Here is a 19,151-nt window from a genome sequence, read left to right as displayed (position 1 = left end):
GTACAGAACTTATCTCAGACGCCTTAACTCGACAGCCATGGCTGTCAGGTAAATATAATCAAAGCAGTCAACATGATACGCATCTTATGACCAGAATATCATCTTTACGTTTCATACTTCCCTGGTTACTGGCAGTGATTAATCCAGCGGCAGCCTCTTCACTGATTCAACATAACTTGCAAGTTGAGTTGAATAGTGACAAGCACTATCTGCATGTGATTGATCAGATCGAGTTGGCTGACATAGAACAGCGGGAATTCCTGCTTCATGATGGTCTCAATCCTCGCAGTCTCACGCCCGGCGTGGCCATCGAGCGACTGGGATCAGTTTCAGGCTCTATTCCAATCGCCGCCTATCGGCTCAGCATGCCAGAAGGACAACAGACTATCACCCTGGAATATGACGGGGTGATCTCCCACCAACTGAGACGCACTCAGGAGAGTCCGGGAAAAAGCCAGGAACGACTGCCAGGGACTATCTCATCCAAGGGGGCCTATCTGGATGCAGGCGTCGCATGGTATCCCTATTTCCAAAACAGCCTGCAGACCTTTTTGATGCGTGTCTCTCTACCTGAGGGGTGGCTCGCAATCAGTCAGGGAGAGGGTCCGGTGATCGAAGATTATGGTGATCAGGTGCAGATAAGTTGGCATGAAACCCAGCCCCAGGATGATATCTACCTGGTTGCAGGCCCTTACCAGCTCTATCAACACTCTGTCGATGGTGTGGAGGCACAAGTTTTTCTTTCTCAGCCTGATGAAACTCTGGCTCAACGCTATCTTCAGGCAACAGAGGATTATCTCTCGCTCTATCAGAAACTTATCGGAGACTATCCCTATCACAAGTTTGCCTTGGTGGAGAATTTCTGGGAAAGCGGATATGGCATGCCCTCGTTCACACTTCTCGGCTCAAGGGTAATAAGACTGCCCTTTATTCTACACACCTCCTATCCCCATGAGATATTACACAACTGGTGGGGAAACAGTGTCTATATAGACTTTCAACAGGGTAACTGGTCTGAAGGATTGACCAGCTACCTCGCTGACCACCTGCTGGCAGAGCAGCGTGGCAAGGGCGACCACTACCGACGCAATCAACTGCAGCGCTATAACGATTTCATACATCAACAGAATGACTTCCCCTTAAACCGCTTTCGCAGCCGACACAGCAGCGCCAGTCAGGCAGTCGGCTATGGTAAAAGCCTGATGCTGTTTCATATGCTGAGGCGTCATTTGGGTGATGAGACTTTCATCAAAGGGTTAAGGCGCTTCTATCAGAATAACCGATTCAAAGTGGCGGGTTTTCAAGACCTTCAACAGGCATTTGAAGAGACCGCAAAAGATGACCTAGACGATCTCTTCGAGCCTTGGCTCACCAGGACCGGTGCACCCAAGCTCGCTCTTCAGGATGTCAAAATTGAGAAAACAGCAAACGGCTACCGGATCAAGGGAACGCTTACTCAAATTCAGCCATCTACCCCTTTTCCCATTGAGGTGCCGATACTGATCCAGCAGCAGAACTCCGAGCCAACTCTGCTGCGACTGCCGATGAACCAGCGGAAAATGCCATTCAGTGTTGATCTCACTAGTAAACCCATACAACTCGATGTCGATCCCTGGTTTGACCTGTTCCGACACCTCTTCCCTGAAGAGACTCCACCCACCTTAAGCAACCTGTTTGGTAGTGAAAGTCTGCTTATCCTGCTTCCTGCCGATGCCTCAAAGACCATGCAGCAAGCCTATAGGGCTTTGGCAAATCGTTGGAGTGACGGCTATCCCGCAATTGAGATCGCTTTGGATAGTGATATTGATAAGCTTCCCGATGATCGTCCGGTATGGATACTCGGTTGGGAGAACAGATATAAAACGGCTTTTTTAAAGACACTTGATGGCTATCCGTTACAACATAAAAATGGCGCACTTGAGCTCAACAAGACGAGTTTATCCATCAAAGATCATAGCTTTGCTCTGGTCAGTCGCAGGTCGACAGAGGGAAAATCAATGGCCTGGCTGGGGACAACTTCACCTGAGACACTTCCAGGACTAGCAAGAAAGTTGCCGCACTATGGCAAGTACAGCTATCTGGCATTTCATGGTACTGCCCCAAACAATGTTTTAAAAGGAGAGTGGCCGGTTACTGAATCACCCCTACGTAGATCGTTCACTGAAGATAAAATCCTACTTGAAGCACCAAAACCACCACCCTTGGTGAACATCACTGATTCGATTCGGTCAAAGCAGTCTCATCACTGAACGAGTGGAAAATCAGCTTCTCATGTTAATGCTATTTTATGGAAGAAAGATAACCTGGACGTTTGTACTACTGTTGCTGTTTTTCAACCTATCCCACAGCTTTGCTGATGAAACCCTTGAGATCCAACTGCCAAGAAACCGACTTCAGACAGATCAGATTGGTGTCGTAGTTAACGATAAAGACCCACTCAGTCTGCGTATCGGAAAATACTACATTGAGGCCCGAGGCATCCCTGAAGAGAATCTTCTTCATGTCAGTTTTCAACCAGGGAAAAAAAACATATCTCCTAAACATTTCGCACAGATCCGAAAGTCTCTGCTGAATGAGACAGCAAAACATATCCAGGCTTATGCCATAACCTGGATCACCCCCTATCGGGTGAGCTGCATGTCGATAACCTCGGCATTTACCTTCGGTTTCGATAACTCTTGGTGTTCAGAAAAGATCTGCGCTTCAACCCGCAATAGTCCATATTACAACTACGACGGTAGTACTCCCTATACGGATCTCTCGGTACGCCCCACGATCAGCATAGCAGCAAAAAACTTTGACGATGCCAAAGCTTTGATCGACAGAGGTATCGCATCAGACGGCACCTTACCTAAGGGTACAGCCTATCTGATGAGTACCAGTGACAAACAACGCAACGTCAGGGCAAGGGACTATCTGATGACCCGTAATCTGATGCAGCGATGGATTGATACCCGAATAGTGAGGGGAGATGCCTTACGGAACCGGAAAGATGTTCTTTTCTACTTTACCGGTAAGACACATATCGATGGTTTGAACACTTTGACCTTTCTCCCAGGCGCAATCGCCGACCATCTCACCTCCACAGGGGGCAGACTGGACGGAAGCAAACAGATGAGTGCTTTACGTTGGCTGGAAGCAGGTGCGACAGGCAGCTATGGCACAGTTGTTGAGCCCTGTAACCATTTAGGTAAATTCCCTGATCCTCGTCTTGTCATCGAGCACTACAGCCATGGAGAGACCCTGCTTGAAGCATATTGGAAAAGTGTGCAGCAACCTGGAGAAGGCATATTTATCGGCGAGCCCCTGGCTGCCCCTTTTGATCGCATTGAGTTGAGAAAATCGGCAACAGGCATAGTTTTAATAACCCGAAACCTTAAGCCAGGGCAGTATCAACTCAGCCATGCCCGCAACCCTATTGGCCCTTTCAAAAAAATCCAGACCCTTAGGGTGAAGCCCCATCAGGATAGATTCAAACTTACTGCAACCAGCTCGGGTTACTACAGGCTTGAAGCTCTGTAGCAGAGGCATGCTCTAATTAAACTTTATTTTTATAACTAGTGTGGTGCGTCATACTAGAATCCGGGGGTTGTTTACTCAAACCAATACCAAACAGCCCTGTGCCAACGCCTCTGATGATAGCTTTGAGCTTTGTAGCACGATTCTCTTCAAACATCAGGATTCGGAAAAGATCCTGCAGGGTCGCCAGAACATCGTAAACAATGAATCCGGGAAAACGAAAAAGATACTCTCGCCAGATACGGGTACGATTACGATAGATAGTAAATCTGCGTGTTGCTGAGTGATTCCAGGCCCAAAACCGACGTCCTAAAAACTGATGTTCAGTCTGAGCACCCAGATTGTGCAGCAATACGGCGTCTCTGACAGCAACAATGCGATACCCCTTGTCGATAGCCCGAAGACAGAAATCCACATCCAGATAATCGATATTGAAAGATTCGCGAATTAATCCAATCTCACGAAACAGATCGGCCTTAATTAAACTTCCCGAACTGATCGCGATATAGAGGTTCTGCAAAACAGATTTCTGGGAAAAATCATCAATCCCGAACAGAGGCTGCCTAAATTGTCCATAAGGTGAAACGACATATCGTGCTTCCCGCTTAACGCCTTGCTCCTGAAGTTGAGGAACCAGGATAGCTGTCTCAGCAGCAAGATTATAGTGCTGTGACGCCTCTATCAGCAGAGACACCATCTGCTTTTCCGCACTGCTGTCATCATCCATCAATAATACCCAGTCAGCCTGCTCATCCAACGCAGTTGAAATGCCGATATTCTGTGCTTTGGCCAAACCAAAATTCTCACCATTTTGGATCAGCTTGACCCGTTTTCCATCTGCCTCAACAATTTGGCGCAACAACGCCTGAGCATCACTACTGTTGCTATTATCCACAATCACCACCAAATCAACCTGATCAAGATAGCTTTTGAGAGCAATCTCAAAGCGATGATCTACGTTGTAAGTGACGGTGACAGCAACCACTTTTGTTTTCGAAACATCAGACATAGGGCTATTGTCGCTGATCAGGATGGTCGTAGTCACATATCTTTTTCAAATGGCCCAGTTCTCAATCCCCTTAAAGTGATTAGGGTTTAAGATGTGACCTCTCTCTGTTCAGGACTGGAGGGTATTCGATATTCTCTCTATAATGGTTCTTCACAAGAGTGAAACAGCTTAATCTTTTGATAATTGTAGAATTCCGAGAGAGAAAACATGCCTGAAAGCGCAGACGAGATGCATCTTGAAAGCAGTTGTGATGCCGTCATCAAATCGACCTCTAGAATCAGCCCTGAAGCAACAGATGAAGTACGTCAACTGGTATTACAGATTGACGATCCAACCTTTCGATATGCTGCGGGTCAGTCCATTGGTGTCCTGGTACCTGGACCCCATGAGTTTGGTAACGAATATCATCATCGCCGCTACTCAATCGCCAACCCAATTCAAACTGGCAATGCTGAGTCCATTGAATTGGAAATCCTGGTGAGACGCTGTTTCTACCTGGATGAGGTATCGGGCGAACAGTATCCAGGTATCGCCTCAAACTATCTCTGTAATGCTAAAAGCGGTGACAAAATCAAGATCACCGGTCCATTTCGTAGCCCCTTCAAAATACCTACCGACAAAAATAGCAACCTGCTGATGATTGGTACCGGTACAGGCATTGCGCCATTCCGTGCTTTCGTACGACAAATATATGACCAACACGGAAGCTGGGATGGCCAGGTACGCCTATTCTATGGCGACCAGGGCGGCATGAACCTGCTCTACATGAATGATGAGCAGAAAGATCTGGCCCAATATTATGATGATCAGACCTTTAAGGCCTTCAGTGCCCTGACTGACAGACCACTGGCCAGGGCCGAATCTGGTCTAGAGGAAAGCCTATCAGCGAATGCTGAAGAGTGTAGAGAGCTGCTGAAGTCCCCTAAAACCTATCTATTCCTTGGTGGACTGGAGAAAGCTGCCGAGGTCTTCGACAAAGTCATGGAAGAGAGCTTCGGCTCTGCTGAAGCCTGGAGCCAGCAAAAAAAGTCCCTTGTCGAAGATGGTCGGTGGGCAGAACTGCTCTATCACTGAGCAGATAACCAATCTTCCATAGAGAGTCGATAGAGAGCGTGCTCTCTTAGAGGATGACCCTGTGGTACCGCCGGATGCTCAAAGTTACTGGCGGTATCACTCATCCCCAACCGTACCATTACCCTGCGGGATCGACTATTCCCAATCGCAGTAAATGAGACCACCTCCTGCAGTCCCAGTTGCTGAAAACCAAATTTCAGAGCACTGTTTGCAGCCTCCGTGGCATAACCTTTTCCCCAATGGCTGGCTGCCAGACGCCAACCGATTTCCACACAGGGTGAAAAAGGCAACGCAGCACTGGGAACATGCAGACCGACAAAGCCGATAAACGTTTGACGCTCTCGAAGTTCGACCGCCCAGAAACCCCAGCCCCGTTGTTGAATCAACTTTTGACATCGATCTGCTATCGCATCACTTTCGATCCGATTGAGGGGTGCCGGAAAGTAGGCCATCACCTGTGGATCAGCGTTTAGATGGGCGAAAGGCTCCAGATCAGATCTTTTCCACTGCCGCAGAGAGAGTCGATCAGTCTCGAGTTCTTTAGGTTTACCCATTTATTCTCACAACCCCGCAAAGGTGATACCTGTTCCGTAGGGTGGGGCCATGCCCCACCAGATACGGTGAAAAACAGAATAAAGCTGGCTCTCTAGTCATTCAAGCTCTATCCCATCCACCCACTTGAGCGGGCCTCTATCGCTATTTGGTGGGGCATGGCCCCACCCTACCAACCCAGAACAGTGCGCATCTTGTTATCTCGTTATGTCATGAGCGAGAAGCGCAGGCACAACCGATCAGCGGGGCGAAACAGTACCGTAGGGTGGGGCCATGCCCCACCAGATAAGCTGAAAAACAGAATAAAGCTGGTTCTCTAGTCATTCAAGCTCTATCCCATCCATCCACTTGAGCGGGCCTCTATCGCTATTTGGTGGGGCATGGCCCCACCCTACCAACTGATTTGGATATTCCTGCTGGAGAGCAATTAATAATCCAAACAACTGCTCATCATCGCTCTCATCCAACCGCTCGAAGATGATACCTGTACCGTAGGGTGGGGCCATGCCCCACCAGATAAGGTGAAAAACAGAATAAAGCTGGTTCTCTAGTCATTCAAGTTCTATCCCATCCACCCAATTGAGCGGGCCTCTATCACTATTTGGTGGGGCATGGCCCCACCCTACCAACCCCGAACTGTGCGCCTCTTGATATCCCGTTGTGACACGAGCGAGAAGCGCAGGCAGAACCGATCAGAGGGGCGAAACAGTAGCTTGATAACTTGATGGAAATAAATAGAGGGGACTAGTTTTAATGCATAACACTTGAATGGATAGCATCTGACAGGGCATTTGAAATGGTGCGGCAGGGCCGGCACCCTACGCCTCATCCTGGCTTATGGTAGGGCATTGCCCCGCACTTGCTCAAAGAGATAAAAAAGCGTTTGTCACATCCTTCCTGGTGATATGGTCAATAGGCTATTCAGTACCGTAGGGTGGGGCCATGCCCCACCAGATACGGTGAAAAACAGAATAAAGCTGGCTCTCTAGTCATTCAAGTTCTATCCCATCCACCCACTTGAGCGGGCCTCTATCGCTATTTGGTGGGGCATGGCCCCACCCTACCAACCCCGAACAGTGCGCTTCTTGGTATCCCGTTATGTCATGAGCGAGAAGCGCAGGCAGAACCGATCAGAGGGGCGAAACAGTAGCTTGATAACTTGATGACAGTACAGAGACGGGACTGGCTTTAATGCCATAACACTTGAATGGATAGCATTTGAAATGGTGCGGCAGGGCCGGCACTCTACGCCGCATCCTGGCTTATGGTGGGGCATCGCCCCACACTTGCTCGAAGAGATAAAAAAAGCGTTTGTCACATCCTACCTGATGATATGCTCAATAGTTATTCAGTTTTGGAGTAGTTTGTAGGATCAGGCACGCCAGCTTCAGAGAAACCACGCGCTCTCAATCTGCAGGAATCACAACTGCCACAGGCTTCACCGTTTTCCGTTGCCTGGTAGCAGGAGACGGTAAGACTATAGTCTAGTCCTAGCGCTATACCCTGTTGGATAATCTCCCCCTTACTCAGATCAATCAAGGGGGTGTGGATCTGAAAAGATTTGCCTTCGACCCCTGCCTTGGTTGCCAGGTTAGCCAGATGCTCAAAAGCTTCGATAAACTTTGGACGGCAATCAGGATAACCTGAATAGTCCACTGCGTTTACACCGATAAAGATATCCTGGGCATCGAGCACTTCTGCCCAGCCTAGAGCCATGGAAAGAAACACTGTGTTTCTGGCAGGCACATAGGTTACCGGTATACCCTCTGCCAGCTGTTCCGGTATCTGGATTGTGGTATCTGTCAATGCTGATCCACCAATCGAATCAAGTCCTATGGACATCACCTTGTGATCTACTGCTTCCAGGGCCTTTGCTATACGAGCAGCAGCATTTAGCTCAGCTGCATGACGCTGTCCATAGGCCATGCTTAAGGCGTAACATTGATACCCCTGGCTACGCGCAATGGCCAATACCGTTGCTGAATCGAGACCACCTGAGAGTAAAACGACAGCTCTTTTATTCATCGACCCGGCTCTTCATCCCATAACAATTTATGCAGCTGCATTTGAAACCGTACATTCAATCTATCTTGCAGAATCCAGTCCGCCAGTTGAGTCGGACTCTGTTTTCCATGAACTGGAGAGAAGAGAATCTCACATCGCTGCTCCAGACCATGACTTTTCAATAAATCACGACTCCATTCATAGTCATCCTTTCCACTGATCACGAATTTAACTTGATCATCCTGGCGCAAACAATCCAGGTTGGCCATTCTGTTTTTACTGACTTCACCTGAGCCTGGTGTTTTAATATCAATAACTCTCATTACCCGCGGATCAACCAGACAGATATCCAGCGCGCCACTGGTTTCCAGAGAGACCTCATAACCAGCATCACAGAGTCGGGATAACAACAGCTTACAATCCGCTTGAGCCAGTGGCTCTCCCCCAGTGACACAAACACGTTGAATCTTTAACGCCGCCACCTGTTCCAGTATGGCGTCGACACTCATCTTCTCACCGCCACTGAAGGCGTACTGGGTGTCACAATATTCACAACGAAGTGGACAGCCGGTCAAGCGCACAAAAATTGTGGGCAGACCAACACTCTTTGCCTCCCCTTGTAGAGAGAGAAAGATCTCTGTGATTCGTAAGTGTGGCATAAACCTGGTCAAGCGGAAGATATTTGCATGGATCTGGTAAAACGAGAGCAGTATTTTTAAAGCCTCTGCAATACAACAACTGCGCAGCTCTCCTACAGCCAGGAAAGTCAGCTGTAAATGTAGCTTGGTTTGATAGAAAGGTTAACAAAGGGTGCAGGTTAACGCACCCTTTACTAAAACCTAACGCCCTTCCTTCTTCAAACGCTGAATCCGCTTTTGAGCAAGACGGGCTTCAGTTGTGGCTGGATAGTTAAGTTGCAGTTCAGTAAGAATTGTTTTCGCTTTATCCCACTGCTGCTTCTCATAGTAGATATATCCCATCTTCAACATAGCGCCAGGGACTTTGGGACTCTGACTATATTTTTCCTGTACTTTGGAAAATTCCGCCAGAGCGGTGTCAAAATCCCGATTGACATAGCTCGCCTCAGCCAGCCAGTACTGGGCGTTATCTTCGTAACTTCCACCAGAGTAATCTTTTAGAAAAGCAGTAAACGCTGTGATCGATTCAGGATAGCGTCCCTGTTTCAACAGATTAAACGCTTCCTGATAGACCATCTCCTCCTTTTGTGGATTCGGAGGTGTCACCGGTGCAGCTGCAGGTGCTTCAGCAGCTGCTGTTGACCGATTCACCGGTTGTCTGACAGGAGGTGACTGAACTGGTGGCGTCGTTGGTGCCGCGACAGGAGGCGGTGTTGAAACCCCGCCTGGTTGAACTCGCGACAGTCTCTGATCGATATCCAAATAGAGGTCTCGTTGTCTCCTGCTCATCGCATCCATGGTGTGCTTTTGTAATTCCACATCACCACGCAATTGCTGAACTTCCCGCTGCAGCTGCTGCAGCTGTAAAACCAGATCAGCCAAACTCTGATTCTGAAGCGTACGTTCAATACGCTGCAGACGTTGTTCCATAGTCGGGCCATTATCCGCAGCCAGCGCAGAAGAGCTCATTCCCAAACCTATCACTAAGCTGAGAACCCCCAATCTGAAGCATGAGTTCATCACTCTCTCCTCAATCAATAAACCAATTCAACACGTCGATTGAGCGCCATCGCTTCATCGGTGTTGTCGAACGCAGCGGCTCGCTCTTCACCATAGCTGACCACAACCATCTGATTGTCCGCTACACCTTGTGCCATCATCAGGCTGCGTACTGAATTGGCCCGGTTTTCACCCAGTCCTAAATTGTATTCCCGTGTACCACGCTCATCAGCATGACCTTCCAATCTGACCACAGCCTGGGGATTGGCGGCCAGATAGTCAGCATGAGCCTGGATCACATCCATATAGTCTGAACGAACAAGACTCTGATCATAATCAAAATAGATCACCCGGGTCGCTAAAAGACTGTTTGGATTCTCTAGTGGATCGCCATACCACTCCTCACCCTCTGAGGCAGCAGAGGTTGAAGCTTCACCGTTGGCGCCCCCCTCTGACCCAGCACCGGTTGATTGTTCAGATACATCTGCAGCCTCATCACTGGTAGGCGTGGAGGAACAACCGATCATCAACAGCAAGGAAAGTGTAATGATGGTAGATAATGACAGCACTTTTTTCATGGAAGTTCTCCTAATTCAGTCGTGCATTATTTTTTAAAAGGTGACCAATCCGGTTCGCGCACATCCCCTTCCTTTAGAGCGAGACTCTGTCTCACCCGTCCATCAACGGAAACTGCTGCGAGTACGCCACGACGTCCCTTCTTGGCGCCATAAATAATCATACTGCCGTTTGGTGCAAAGCTGGGTGACTCATCCAGTCTTCCCTGACTGAGTACCTGCATTACGCCAGAGTCGAGATCCTGTACCGCAATCCGGTAGTTCCCCTCATCCTGGGTAACGAAGGTTAATAACTTACCATCCGGTGAAAACGAGGCCCGAGCGTTATAGCTGTTCTGGAAAGTAACACGTTGTGCTTTTCCGCCAAATGCCGATACCTGATATATCTGTGGTCTGCCACCTCGATCTGAGGTAAACACAAGACTCTTTCCATCCGGAGACCACGCCGGTTCAGTATCAATGGCATAGTGGCGCGTGATTTGCTGCAATTTGCGGTTGCGCAAATCGAAGACGTAGATATCCGGGTTACCACCTTTGGATAGGGTCATAGCCAGCTTACGTCCGTCTGGTGACCAGGAAGGCGCCCCATTTATGCCTTTATATGATGTGACCTTCTCTCGCTTTCCGGTATAGACCCCTTGAACATAGACAGCTGATTGTCCACCTTCAAAGGAGACATAGGCGATTTTCATACCATCTGGTGACCAGGCTGGCGACATCAATGGTTCTGTTGAGGTGACGATAGGCTCGGAATTGTAGCCATCAGCATCAGCAATATTCAATCCGATCTTTGTTTCGCCATCTACCTGCCTGGTTGAGGTTATATAGGCAACCCGTGTTGAAAAAGCACCAGGTACACCCAACAGATTTTCATAGATCAGATCTGCAATACGATGCGCGGTGCTGCGCAAATTGGAAGCGGTGGTAGGGATATTGTAGCCGGTAAGCTGCTGCCCCCGGTATACATCCAGCAGTTGAAACTGTACCTGGTAACCACCTGCACCGGTTGATTGCACCTGTCCAACCACCAGATTCTCGACATCCAGAGCCCGCCAGTCCTTGAATTCGACCTCTTTATCCGAGGTTGGCCGGGACAACATATCTGCAAATGGGATGGTCTTGAATCGTCCACTGCGCTGCAGATCTGCATTGATTACTTCTGCAATATCCACCGGTGGCCGCCCTCTTCCCTGCCAACCAAAGGGTACTACAGCGATCGGTAAAGCCCCTTCGACGCCTTCGGTTATTTCGATGGTCAATTCGGCTTTAGCTAGCGATTGAAACGCGAAAAAAGCCAGCAAGATCAAGTATATTTTTTTCATATTAACAATAGGTTATTTATTTGGCTTAAAGTTTAATCTTAATGAACGGAACGATTCAAACAAGGCCCCACTGGGCACAGGCAAAGGAGCAGCTTTGTAGACCGCAGCTTCTACTGAGCGATCGAATGCTGCATTACCACTGCTTCGAATGATACTGACACCACCTGGCACAACATCCCCACCAGGTATCAGGCGAACCTGCACTACACAAGAGAGCCCTTCGGTATTCTGGCCTGGCTTAAGCCAGCTTCGCTCAACCTGCTGCTTAATCACGGCCCCATAACGGTCGATTTCCCGACTATTCTGCTCCGCTGCAATCTGTTCCTGTAGAGCCCTTTCCCGTTCGGCTTGAGCCGCTGCCGCATCAGCTTTGCGTTTTGCTTCAGCCTTGCGCTTGGCCTCAGCCTCGGCCTTGCGTTTAGCCTCAGCCTTCCGCGTAGCTTCCGCTTTGCGTTTAGCCTCTGCCTGTTTTCGCTTTGCTTCCGCTTTACGTTTCGCTTCAGCCTTGCGTTTGGCCTCAGCCTTCTGCTTCTCTACAGCCTTACGTTTGGCTTCGGCCTCACGTTTTTGTTTAGTGGCCTTCTCTTGAGCGATTCGTTTTTGTTCCAGAGCCTGCTTTTTCTTCTTCTCTTCTGCCTTGCGGCGCTTGATCTCTTGCTCCTGCTTGAGTCTCTTTTGCTGTTCCGCCTTTTTCTCTTGCTCTTTGTTTAGATTGATCTTTTCCAGATCAACTGTATGTGCTTGAACCACATTGGCCTGGGTTGCTAACGGTTTCGGCTTTTTCTCCCAATCCACGCCAAATAGCAAAAAGAACAGAATCAGTATATGCAGGAGCACTGCCAGAAAAACAGAGAATGGATTGCGTTTGATCACGCTGAACACGTCTATGACTCCGGTGATTCTGTGACCAAACCAACACTCGGTGCGCCACCAGCCTGAAGCAGAACCATTGCTTCAACAACACGGCCATAGGGTACCCCCTTATCACCACGCACCATAATTGGTGTTTTGGGTTTGTATTTGAGCACCGCTCGAACACGATCGACCAGGGTATCCTCATCCACGGGTTGATTCTTATCCTCACCGATATCGATAAAAAGCTCACCCGCCTGGTTGACAGAGACCACTAACGGTTCATCCATTTCACTCGAGAGTGGCTCAGCATCTGCCTGTGGCAACTCCACCTGAACACCCTGGGTCAAGAGTGGTGCGGTGATCATGAAAATCACCAGTAGCACCAACATAACATCGATATAAGGCACCACGTTTATCTCTGACATCGGACGACGGCGATTCTTGCTGCGACTCATGATCTCAATTACTCACTCAGGAGACAGCCTGTCTTTGCAGGATCGTTGCAAACTCTTCTACAAAATCATCATATCTATTATTCAGACGCTCCACATCATTTGAGAAACGGTTATATGCAATAACCGCTGGAATGGCTGCGAACAGACCGATAGCGGTGGCGATCAATGCTTCTGCAATGCCAGGTGCGACCAAAGCCAGAGTGGCCTGTTTTACATTTCCCAGGGCGGTGAATGAGTTCATGATGCCCCAGACAGTACCAAAGAGTCCCACATAGGGACTGGTAGAACCTACAGTAGCCAGGGTAGAGAGATGATGTTCAAGGCGATCCACTTCCCTGTTCAGAGAGACCCTCATTGAGCGTTGCGCACCTTGTACCATGGCCATAGGATCCTTGTGGCCTTTGGTTCGCAAACGGGCAAATTCACGGAATCCTGCACGAAACATGGCAGCCATACCTGACTCATCATCCGTCTCTCGCTCAATCTGACGATAGAGTTCCGCAAGATCTCCTCCAGACCAGAAGCGGCTCTCAAATTCATCAGCATCTCTCGCAGCTCGCTTGAGGATACGCATTCGATCGAAGATCATGCTCCAGGAGCTAACTGAGGCAAAAACCAACAATGCAATCACAAACTGCACTACCGGGCTGGCATTCAGAATCAGGTGAGTAATGGAGAGGTCAGTCGACATCCGCAATCTCCAGCATTATGTGTTCAGGGATAGATGTTGGACGCATGGTTTTCATATCCACACATGCAATCCTGATCTCTCCTTCGCAGAGTGTCTGAGTATCCAAAGAACGAATTACCTCCTGATGAAAGGTGAGACTGGCCCGACCCTTTTTTAAGACTCTGGCAGAGACTTCCAGTGCATCATTGAAACGAGCCGGGTGATGGTATCCTACATCCACATGGCGAACTGCGAAGATGATCCCGTCTTGTTTAACCAGCTGGTCCTGTTCAAACCCCTTACTCCGCAGCCATTCGGTTCGTGCCCGCTCCATGAACTTCAGATAATTGGCGTAGTAGACCACACCTCCCGCATCTGTATCTTCGTAATAAACCCTGACTGGCCAGGTAAAACTATTTTGACTGCTATTCATGTCCTATTTCCACAACTCAGCTCCCTCCGAAGCCAAAACCTAGCCACTTCCAAAGAGGTTCAAGATTGCCCTGAATCAAAACCTGTCTCGCCAGTCATTGGCGGCAATCTCAAGAAGTGCCACTCTGTTTCCCAGAGGTGCCATTTAAGTTCAAACCATATTGATATTAATAAAGACAGACCGCAGTGTATCCACCTAAAGACCGGTTATCAAAACTAGATGTACTTTTGATGGCTTGCCCTAGGCTGTCACAACATCTCAGAATACAATCTATTGGCTCTCCGGATTGTATGAGTGTGCAATGTTACCTGAGTTCCCTGAATTATCCTTCATCAGGATTGAAACAGATCGTCGTCTGATGACCTTGTATTGCCAGTAGCTGGTGTCAGACCAAAATGCAGATAAGCTGCCTGGGTCGCGACCCTGCCTCGTGGGGTGCGCATCATAAACCCTTGTTGTATCAGGTAGGGTTCAAGTACATCCTCAATCGTTCCCTTCTCCTCTCCGATTGCAGCAGCCAGATTATCAACACCTACCGGGCCACCATCGAACTTTTCGATAACTGCCAGCAGTAAACGTCTGTCCATGTTATCGAAGCCATTGCCATCCACCTTGAGCATTTTAAGCGCCTTGTCAGCCAGATCAGCTGATATATGACCATCCCCTTTCACCTGGGCATAATCACGCACCCGCCGCAGAAGGCGATTGGCTATTCTGGGTGTTCCGCGGGAACGGCGAGCAACCTCGTTCGCGCCTTCAGCATCAATACCGATATTTAGAATACCGGCTGATCGGGTAACGATTCGCGCCAGATCCTCACTATTATAGAACTCCAGGCGTTGCACGATGCCAAACCTGTCCCTGAGCGGAGAGGTAAGCAGGCCAGCCCGAGTCGTTGCACCAACCAGAGTAAATGGAGGCAGATCGAGTTTAATTGAACGGGCCGCAGGTCCTTCACCAATCATGATATCGAGCTGAAAGTCCTCCATCCCGGGATAGAGCACCTCTTCCACTACCGGACTCAAGCGATGTATCTCATCGACAAACAACACATCATGGGGCTCCAGGTTGGTCAACATTGCTGCAAGATCACCTGGTTTTTCCAGTACCGGCCCCGAAGTTTGGCGCAAATTGACAGCCATTTCGTTGGCGATGATATGAGCAAGAGTGGTTTTGCCCAATCCTGGTGGACCGAAGATCAGGACATGATCGAGGGCCTCGCTTCGCCCACGAGCTGCGGAAATAAAGATCTCCATCTGCTCGCGTACAGCAGCCTGACCCACATAGTCGCATAGTTGCTTTGGTCTGATTGCCCGTTCAAGGAGATCATCGTCCCCGGCAGCTTCACCATCGATCAACCTGGGTTCTTCACTCACAGATTATCTGTCCTGTCATTTGTTGGTCGTTCCCTTCAGAGCGGCTCGAATTAAAGCTTCGCTATCCATCTCTTCCTGTTCTACCCCTTTTACCATGCGGTTCGCATCCAGCGGCTTGTAACCCAGTGCAATCAGGGCTGCAACCGCATCAGAACTGGCGCTTGCAGGTTGGATAATCGATGCCGATGAAGATGGTGAACTGGAGCTGGAGAATCCCGATAGTTTCGCCAATCGATCGCGCATTTCAATAATCAGTCGCTCGGCGGTTTTTTTGCCGATACCTGGGAGTTTAACCAGTGAAGCCACATCCTCACACTCTACACATTGGGCAAATGCCTCGGCGCTCATGCCAGACAATATCGTCAAGGCCATCTTTGCACCAACTCCATTAACTTTCAATAAGTTACGAAACAAAGTTCTTTCAGTTTCATTAACAAATGCATAGAGGACATGGGCATCATCACGAATGATTAAATGGGTCAGCAAGGTAACCTTTTGCCCAACATCAGGAAGCGCGAAGATTGTCGAGAGTGGCGCCTCCAACTCGTACCCAACCCCATTCACATCCAACAGCAGAAAGGGTGCCTGCTTGCTGGCGATTTCACCTCTTAGGCGACCTATCATTACTGAAAACCCCTTACGCCACGGGCGCTGCTTCGAACAAAGGCTATCTTACTGGTATGTGCATGGCTGAGTGCTACGGCAAGGGCATCAGCCGCATCAGCCTGAGGCCTTTTCTTCAAACCTAAAAGCATCTGCACCATATGCTGAACCTGCTCCTTTTCAGCACGACCTGTGCCGACAATCGCCTGCTTGATCCCCCTGGGGGAATATTCTGCAACTGGCAATCCAAGATTGACTGCGGCACAGATGGCCGCTCCTCTGGCCTGCCCCAGTTTAAGCGCAGATGAGGGGTTCTTGGATACAAATACCTGTTCTATTGCCATGACTTCAGGCTGATGTTCATTGATTACAGCAGTAATGCCAGCAAATATCTGACCCAGCCTGGGCGCCAAAGCTTCTCCCTCAAGGCGCAACACACCATGAGCCAGATGTTTTGATTTCACGCCGTCAGATTCAATTAATCCATATCCCGTTGCCCGAGACCCAGGGTCAATGCCGATTATTCTTAGCATTCAGCCTACTGCGTCGAGGATTTCATCTGAAATCTCTGCATTGGTGTAGACATCTTGAACATCATCAAGATCTTCCAGCATATCGATCATACGTAACAGTTTATCAGCGTCCCCCTCATCCAGTTCAGCCCGTGTTGAAGCCACATAGGTAACTTCATCATTTTCAGGCTGGAGGCCAGCTGCGATCAGGGTATCCTTAACCTCTGAAAAACTCTCGGGCGAGGCGATAACATCGATTGTCCCATCATCGTTGACGGTCACATCTTCCGCACCTGCCTCCAAAGCAGCATCCATGACACTCTCTTCATCCAATCCCGAGGCAAAACTGATAATCCCCTGCTTTGTAAAGAGATAGCCTACTGAACCATCTGTGCCCAGATTACCACCCAATTTACTGAAGGCGTGACGAACCTCAGAGGCAGTCCGGTTACGATTGTCAGTCATGCAATCCACCATTACCGCAGTTCCGCCTGGACCATAGCCCTCGTAGCGGATTTCGTCGTAATTTTCACCATCCGTGCTGCCAGCACCACGTTTGATTGCACGTTCAATGGTATCTTTGGGCATATTCGCCCCAAGTCCCTTATCCATAGCCAGGCGCAATCGTGGATTTGCATTCGGGTCGCCGCCACCCATTCGAGCTGCCACAGTGATTTCCCGGATTAGTTTCGTCCAGATCTTGCCACGCTTTTTATCGTTGGCCGCTTTTTTATGCTTGATATTGGCCCACTTACTGTGTCCTGCCATACAAACCTCTCAAAACCGAAGATTCAAACCGTGTAGTTTAACATCCCCCTGTTCTCTCAGAAACAGAGTAATTTCCAGATACCCCTCAACCCTATCTAACAATGATAAATAATGTAGCCGAGAGCCGATAAAATCGATCAACAGCAGCCTGACCGACTTGATACAGCAATATGCTGTAATTCAGAATCTGATTTTGATATCCAATGATCCATGCAAAGCTACCCGCGATAGGTTACATTTGTAATTTATTGGCAGCTTTATTTATAAAGACCTTAACGATCTACAATAGATTTAAGATTCACCTTAGCAACCCCAGATATGTAGGCTATGTCCCAGACTGTTGAAGAGTGGGTACGACAAATCTCCGCTGAACCACTTCCCGTTATGCAGCGGACCCTGACCCAGGTCAGGGATTTACTCGATAAAAAAACGAGCGTCAACCACTCCCGGCTCGCTGAAGTTATCTCCCGTGACCCGGGGTTCAGTTTGTATGTCCTGCAGCAGTTGAGTAATCCATCCAATCAGCCGAAGGAAGCAATCACCAGAATTTCATTGGCTATTCCAATGCTGGGAATGGCACTGATTGAAAAAGCCAGCAAAATCCTCCCCTGCCTGGAAGATAAGCTGAAAGGCCCACCGAGAAGAGGACTCATCGACTGTTACAGCCGAGCTGTCCATGCCGCCTGTTATGCGCGAGGCCTGTCAGAGTTCCGAAACCAATCTGATGGCGATACACTTTATACAGCTGCTCTGCTGCATGATATCGGTGAAATGGCCATCTGGTCTGACGCACCGGACACCATGATCAGGATTCAGAAAAAAATTGAGGCCGGTGATGATCGAGAGAGTGTTGCTCAGGCTGAATTGGGCTTTACCTTTGAAACACTCAACATCAAATTAAGTGAACGCTGGCAACTGCCTGACCTAATCAGGGATGCACAAGGCAGCGCCAACAGCTTTCAACCTAAACCACTCACGGTAATGCTGGCTTCTACCCTGGCGCGGGAAACCACTCTGGGCTGGAGTAGTAAGAAAACAGTGGCGGATTTAGAGCTGTTGGCTGAATTTCTTGAAATTCCCCAGGAACAGGCCATCTCCAGACTGCATAAACTTGCAGCAGAGACAGCTCGAACTCTTCAGGCGCTACCCCTGCCACTGCCTGCCTTTTTCATCATCTGCGGTGATGAGAAACCGGTCAAGAAAACCCAGCCTGAGACCGCTAAAGCGGCACCAGCGAAAAAGGTAGCCAGCGAGAAGAGACCCACCCCCGTACCCCCCAAGGCCGCTAATCCACCGCCGCCAAAAAAGAGTAATCCTCTACAAGATATGCTCAGTAGTGCGCTTGAGCAGATGCATCAGGATCTGGGTTTGAGTCGTACAATGTTTGCCATGCTCAGCCCCGACCGAAAGATGCTCAGGTCACGCCTTGTCATCGAGTCAGAGCAACAACTCTCCCTGAAAGACTTCGCGCTAGACTTTAAAAACCCAAGTTTATTCAAAATATTACTTAATAAACCTCAAGCAATATCTCTCAATAAGGGTAATGCTGAAAAATATCTGGCCATGATTCCTCCAGAGGCAAAAGAGCAGATCAACACGAGTGGATTTATCTCGATGTCGATCTTTATTCGCAACAAGCCGGTGGGGTTATTTTATGCTGACAACGGCTTGAGTGGCCCTGGTGTAACACGGCAACAGTTCGAGAATTTCAAGGCGATATGTCAGAAGGTAATGAAAACTATGAGCACACCATAGAAGAATCACTATTATCGCTGAATAATTCACGC

Annotated in this window: 20 protein-coding genes; 4 read left to right on the top strand and 16 right to left on the bottom strand. The window is 48.9% G+C overall.

Going from position 1 to position 19,151, the window contains the following annotated elements; genetic code table 11:
- Positions 1-86: 86 nt before the first annotated feature.
- Both AC4IE7_RS19345 and AC4IE7_RS19340 read left to right on the top strand, forming a co-directional pair.
- Positions 87-2,249 (top strand): M1 family metallopeptidase, encoded by a 2,163-nt coding sequence (locus AC4IE7_RS19345; RefSeq protein ID WP_490778512.1) that lies wholly within the window; start codon positions 87-89, stop codon positions 2,247-2,249.
- 22 nt (positions 2,250-2,271) lie between these two features.
- On the top strand, positions 2,272-3,522 hold the full coding sequence (locus AC4IE7_RS19340; RefSeq protein WP_490778511.1) for a TIGR03790 family protein: 1,251 nt from the start codon (positions 2,272-2,274) through the stop codon (positions 3,520-3,522).
- Positions 3,523-3,538: 16 nt separating this feature from the next.
- Here the strand turns inward: AC4IE7_RS19340 and AC4IE7_RS19335 are convergent, their stop codons facing one another.
- Positions 3,539-4,564, bottom strand: a complete 1,026-nt coding sequence (locus tag AC4IE7_RS19335; protein WP_490778510.1) for a glycosyltransferase — start codon at positions 4,562-4,564, stop codon at positions 3,539-3,541.
- A gap of 171 nt (positions 4,565-4,735) precedes the next feature.
- Here AC4IE7_RS19335 and AC4IE7_RS19330 point away from each other — a divergent pair, with 171 nt between their 5' ends.
- The gene (locus AC4IE7_RS19330) at positions 4,736-5,602 is read left to right on the top strand and encodes a ferredoxin reductase domain-containing protein (RefSeq protein ID WP_490778509.1); all 867 of its coding nucleotides are present in this window, start codon (positions 4,736-4,738) and stop codon (positions 5,600-5,602) included.
- On the opposite strand, the gene AC4IE7_RS19325 is transcribed toward AC4IE7_RS19330, so the two are convergent.
- The 15 genes from AC4IE7_RS19325 to AC4IE7_RS19255 all read right to left on the bottom strand — a co-directional run bounded on the left by AC4IE7_RS19325 (position 5,596) and on the right by AC4IE7_RS19255 (position 17,364).
- On the bottom strand, positions 5,596-6,156 hold the full coding sequence (locus AC4IE7_RS19325) for a GNAT family N-acetyltransferase (protein ID WP_490778508.1): 561 nt from the start codon (positions 6,154-6,156) through the stop codon (positions 5,596-5,598). The two genes, AC4IE7_RS19330 and AC4IE7_RS19325, sit on opposite strands and share 7 nt — an antisense overlap.
- Before the next feature lie 318 nt (positions 6,157-6,474).
- Complete coding sequence (locus AC4IE7_RS19320; protein WP_490778507.1) at positions 6,475-6,660, bottom strand: hypothetical protein; 186 nt, start codon at positions 6,658-6,660, stop codon at positions 6,475-6,477.
- 838 nt (positions 6,661-7,498) lie between these two features.
- Positions 7,499-8,179 carry a 7-cyano-7-deazaguanine synthase QueC gene (gene queC, locus AC4IE7_RS19315; protein WP_490778506.1) on the bottom strand — a complete coding sequence of 227 codons (681 nt, stop codon included), beginning with the start codon at positions 8,177-8,179 and terminating at the stop codon, positions 7,499-7,501.
- A complete protein-coding gene (queE, locus tag AC4IE7_RS19310; RefSeq protein WP_490778505.1) occupies positions 8,176-8,817 on the bottom strand; it encodes a 7-carboxy-7-deazaguanine synthase QueE in 642 nt (213 codons plus the stop codon). Before queE ends, queC begins: the two co-directional genes overlap by 4 nt.
- 180 nt (positions 8,818-8,997) lie before the next feature.
- A complete protein-coding gene (gene ybgF / locus AC4IE7_RS19305; RefSeq protein WP_490778504.1) occupies positions 8,998-9,765 on the bottom strand; it encodes a tol-pal system protein YbgF in 768 nt (255 codons plus the stop codon).
- 65 nt (positions 9,766-9,830) lie between these two features.
- Entirely contained in the window at positions 9,831-10,373 is a 543-nt protein-coding gene (gene pal / locus AC4IE7_RS19300; protein ID WP_490778503.1) for a peptidoglycan-associated lipoprotein Pal, read from the bottom strand.
- A 26-nt stretch (positions 10,374-10,399) separates the two neighbouring features.
- Positions 10,400-11,692, bottom strand: a complete 1,293-nt coding sequence (gene tolB / locus AC4IE7_RS19295) for a Tol-Pal system beta propeller repeat protein TolB (protein ID WP_490778502.1) — start codon at positions 11,690-11,692, stop codon at positions 10,400-10,402.
- Between the two features lie 12 nt (positions 11,693-11,704).
- The gene (tolA, locus tag AC4IE7_RS19290) at positions 11,705-12,574 is read right to left on the bottom strand and encodes a cell envelope integrity protein TolA (RefSeq protein ID WP_490778501.1); all 870 of its coding nucleotides are present in this window, start codon (positions 12,572-12,574) and stop codon (positions 11,705-11,707) included.
- 2 nt (positions 12,575-12,576) lie between these two features.
- Complete coding sequence (gene tolR / locus AC4IE7_RS19285; RefSeq protein ID WP_490778500.1) at positions 12,577-13,002, bottom strand: protein TolR; 426 nt, start codon at positions 13,000-13,002, stop codon at positions 12,577-12,579.
- A gap of 16 nt (positions 13,003-13,018) precedes the next feature.
- Complete coding sequence (gene tolQ, locus AC4IE7_RS19280; RefSeq protein ID WP_490778499.1) at positions 13,019-13,693, bottom strand: protein TolQ; 675 nt, start codon at positions 13,691-13,693, stop codon at positions 13,019-13,021.
- Positions 13,683-14,105 carry a tol-pal system-associated acyl-CoA thioesterase gene (gene ybgC / locus AC4IE7_RS19275; protein ID WP_490778498.1) on the bottom strand — a complete coding sequence of 141 codons (423 nt, stop codon included), beginning with the start codon at positions 14,103-14,105 and terminating at the stop codon, positions 13,683-13,685. Before ybgC ends, tolQ begins: the two co-directional genes overlap by 11 nt.
- 332 nt (positions 14,106-14,437) lie before the next feature.
- On the bottom strand, positions 14,438-15,481 hold the full coding sequence (ruvB, locus tag AC4IE7_RS19270; RefSeq protein ID WP_490778497.1) for a Holliday junction branch migration DNA helicase RuvB: 1,044 nt from the start codon (positions 15,479-15,481) through the stop codon (positions 14,438-14,440).
- Positions 15,482-15,496: 15 nt separating this feature from the next.
- Positions 15,497-16,105, bottom strand: a complete 609-nt coding sequence (gene ruvA, locus AC4IE7_RS19265) for a Holliday junction branch migration protein RuvA (protein WP_490778496.1) — start codon at positions 16,103-16,105, stop codon at positions 15,497-15,499.
- Positions 16,105-16,617, bottom strand: coding sequence for a crossover junction endodeoxyribonuclease RuvC (ruvC, locus tag AC4IE7_RS19260; protein WP_490778495.1), 513 nt, complete (start codon positions 16,615-16,617; stop codon positions 16,105-16,107). The genes ruvA and ruvC overlap by 1 nt, the downstream gene beginning before the upstream one ends.
- A complete protein-coding gene (locus AC4IE7_RS19255) occupies positions 16,618-17,364 on the bottom strand; it encodes a YebC/PmpR family DNA-binding transcriptional regulator (protein WP_490778494.1) in 747 nt (248 codons plus the stop codon).
- Between the two features lie 327 nt (positions 17,365-17,691).
- Between AC4IE7_RS19255 and AC4IE7_RS19250 the strand changes: the two genes are divergently transcribed.
- Positions 17,692-19,119: an HDOD domain-containing protein gene (locus tag AC4IE7_RS19250; RefSeq protein ID WP_490778493.1), complete on the top strand. Its 1,428-nt coding sequence runs from the start codon at positions 17,692-17,694 to the stop codon at positions 19,117-19,119.
- The last annotated feature ends 32 nt before the right edge of the window (positions 19,120-19,151 follow it).

The sequence above is a fragment of the Candidatus Thiodiazotropha sp. AKAK3 genome, from assembly GCF_058244645.1.
Note: the sequence above shows the minus strand (reverse complement) of the source record. Positions and strands in the feature narration are given on the sequence as shown.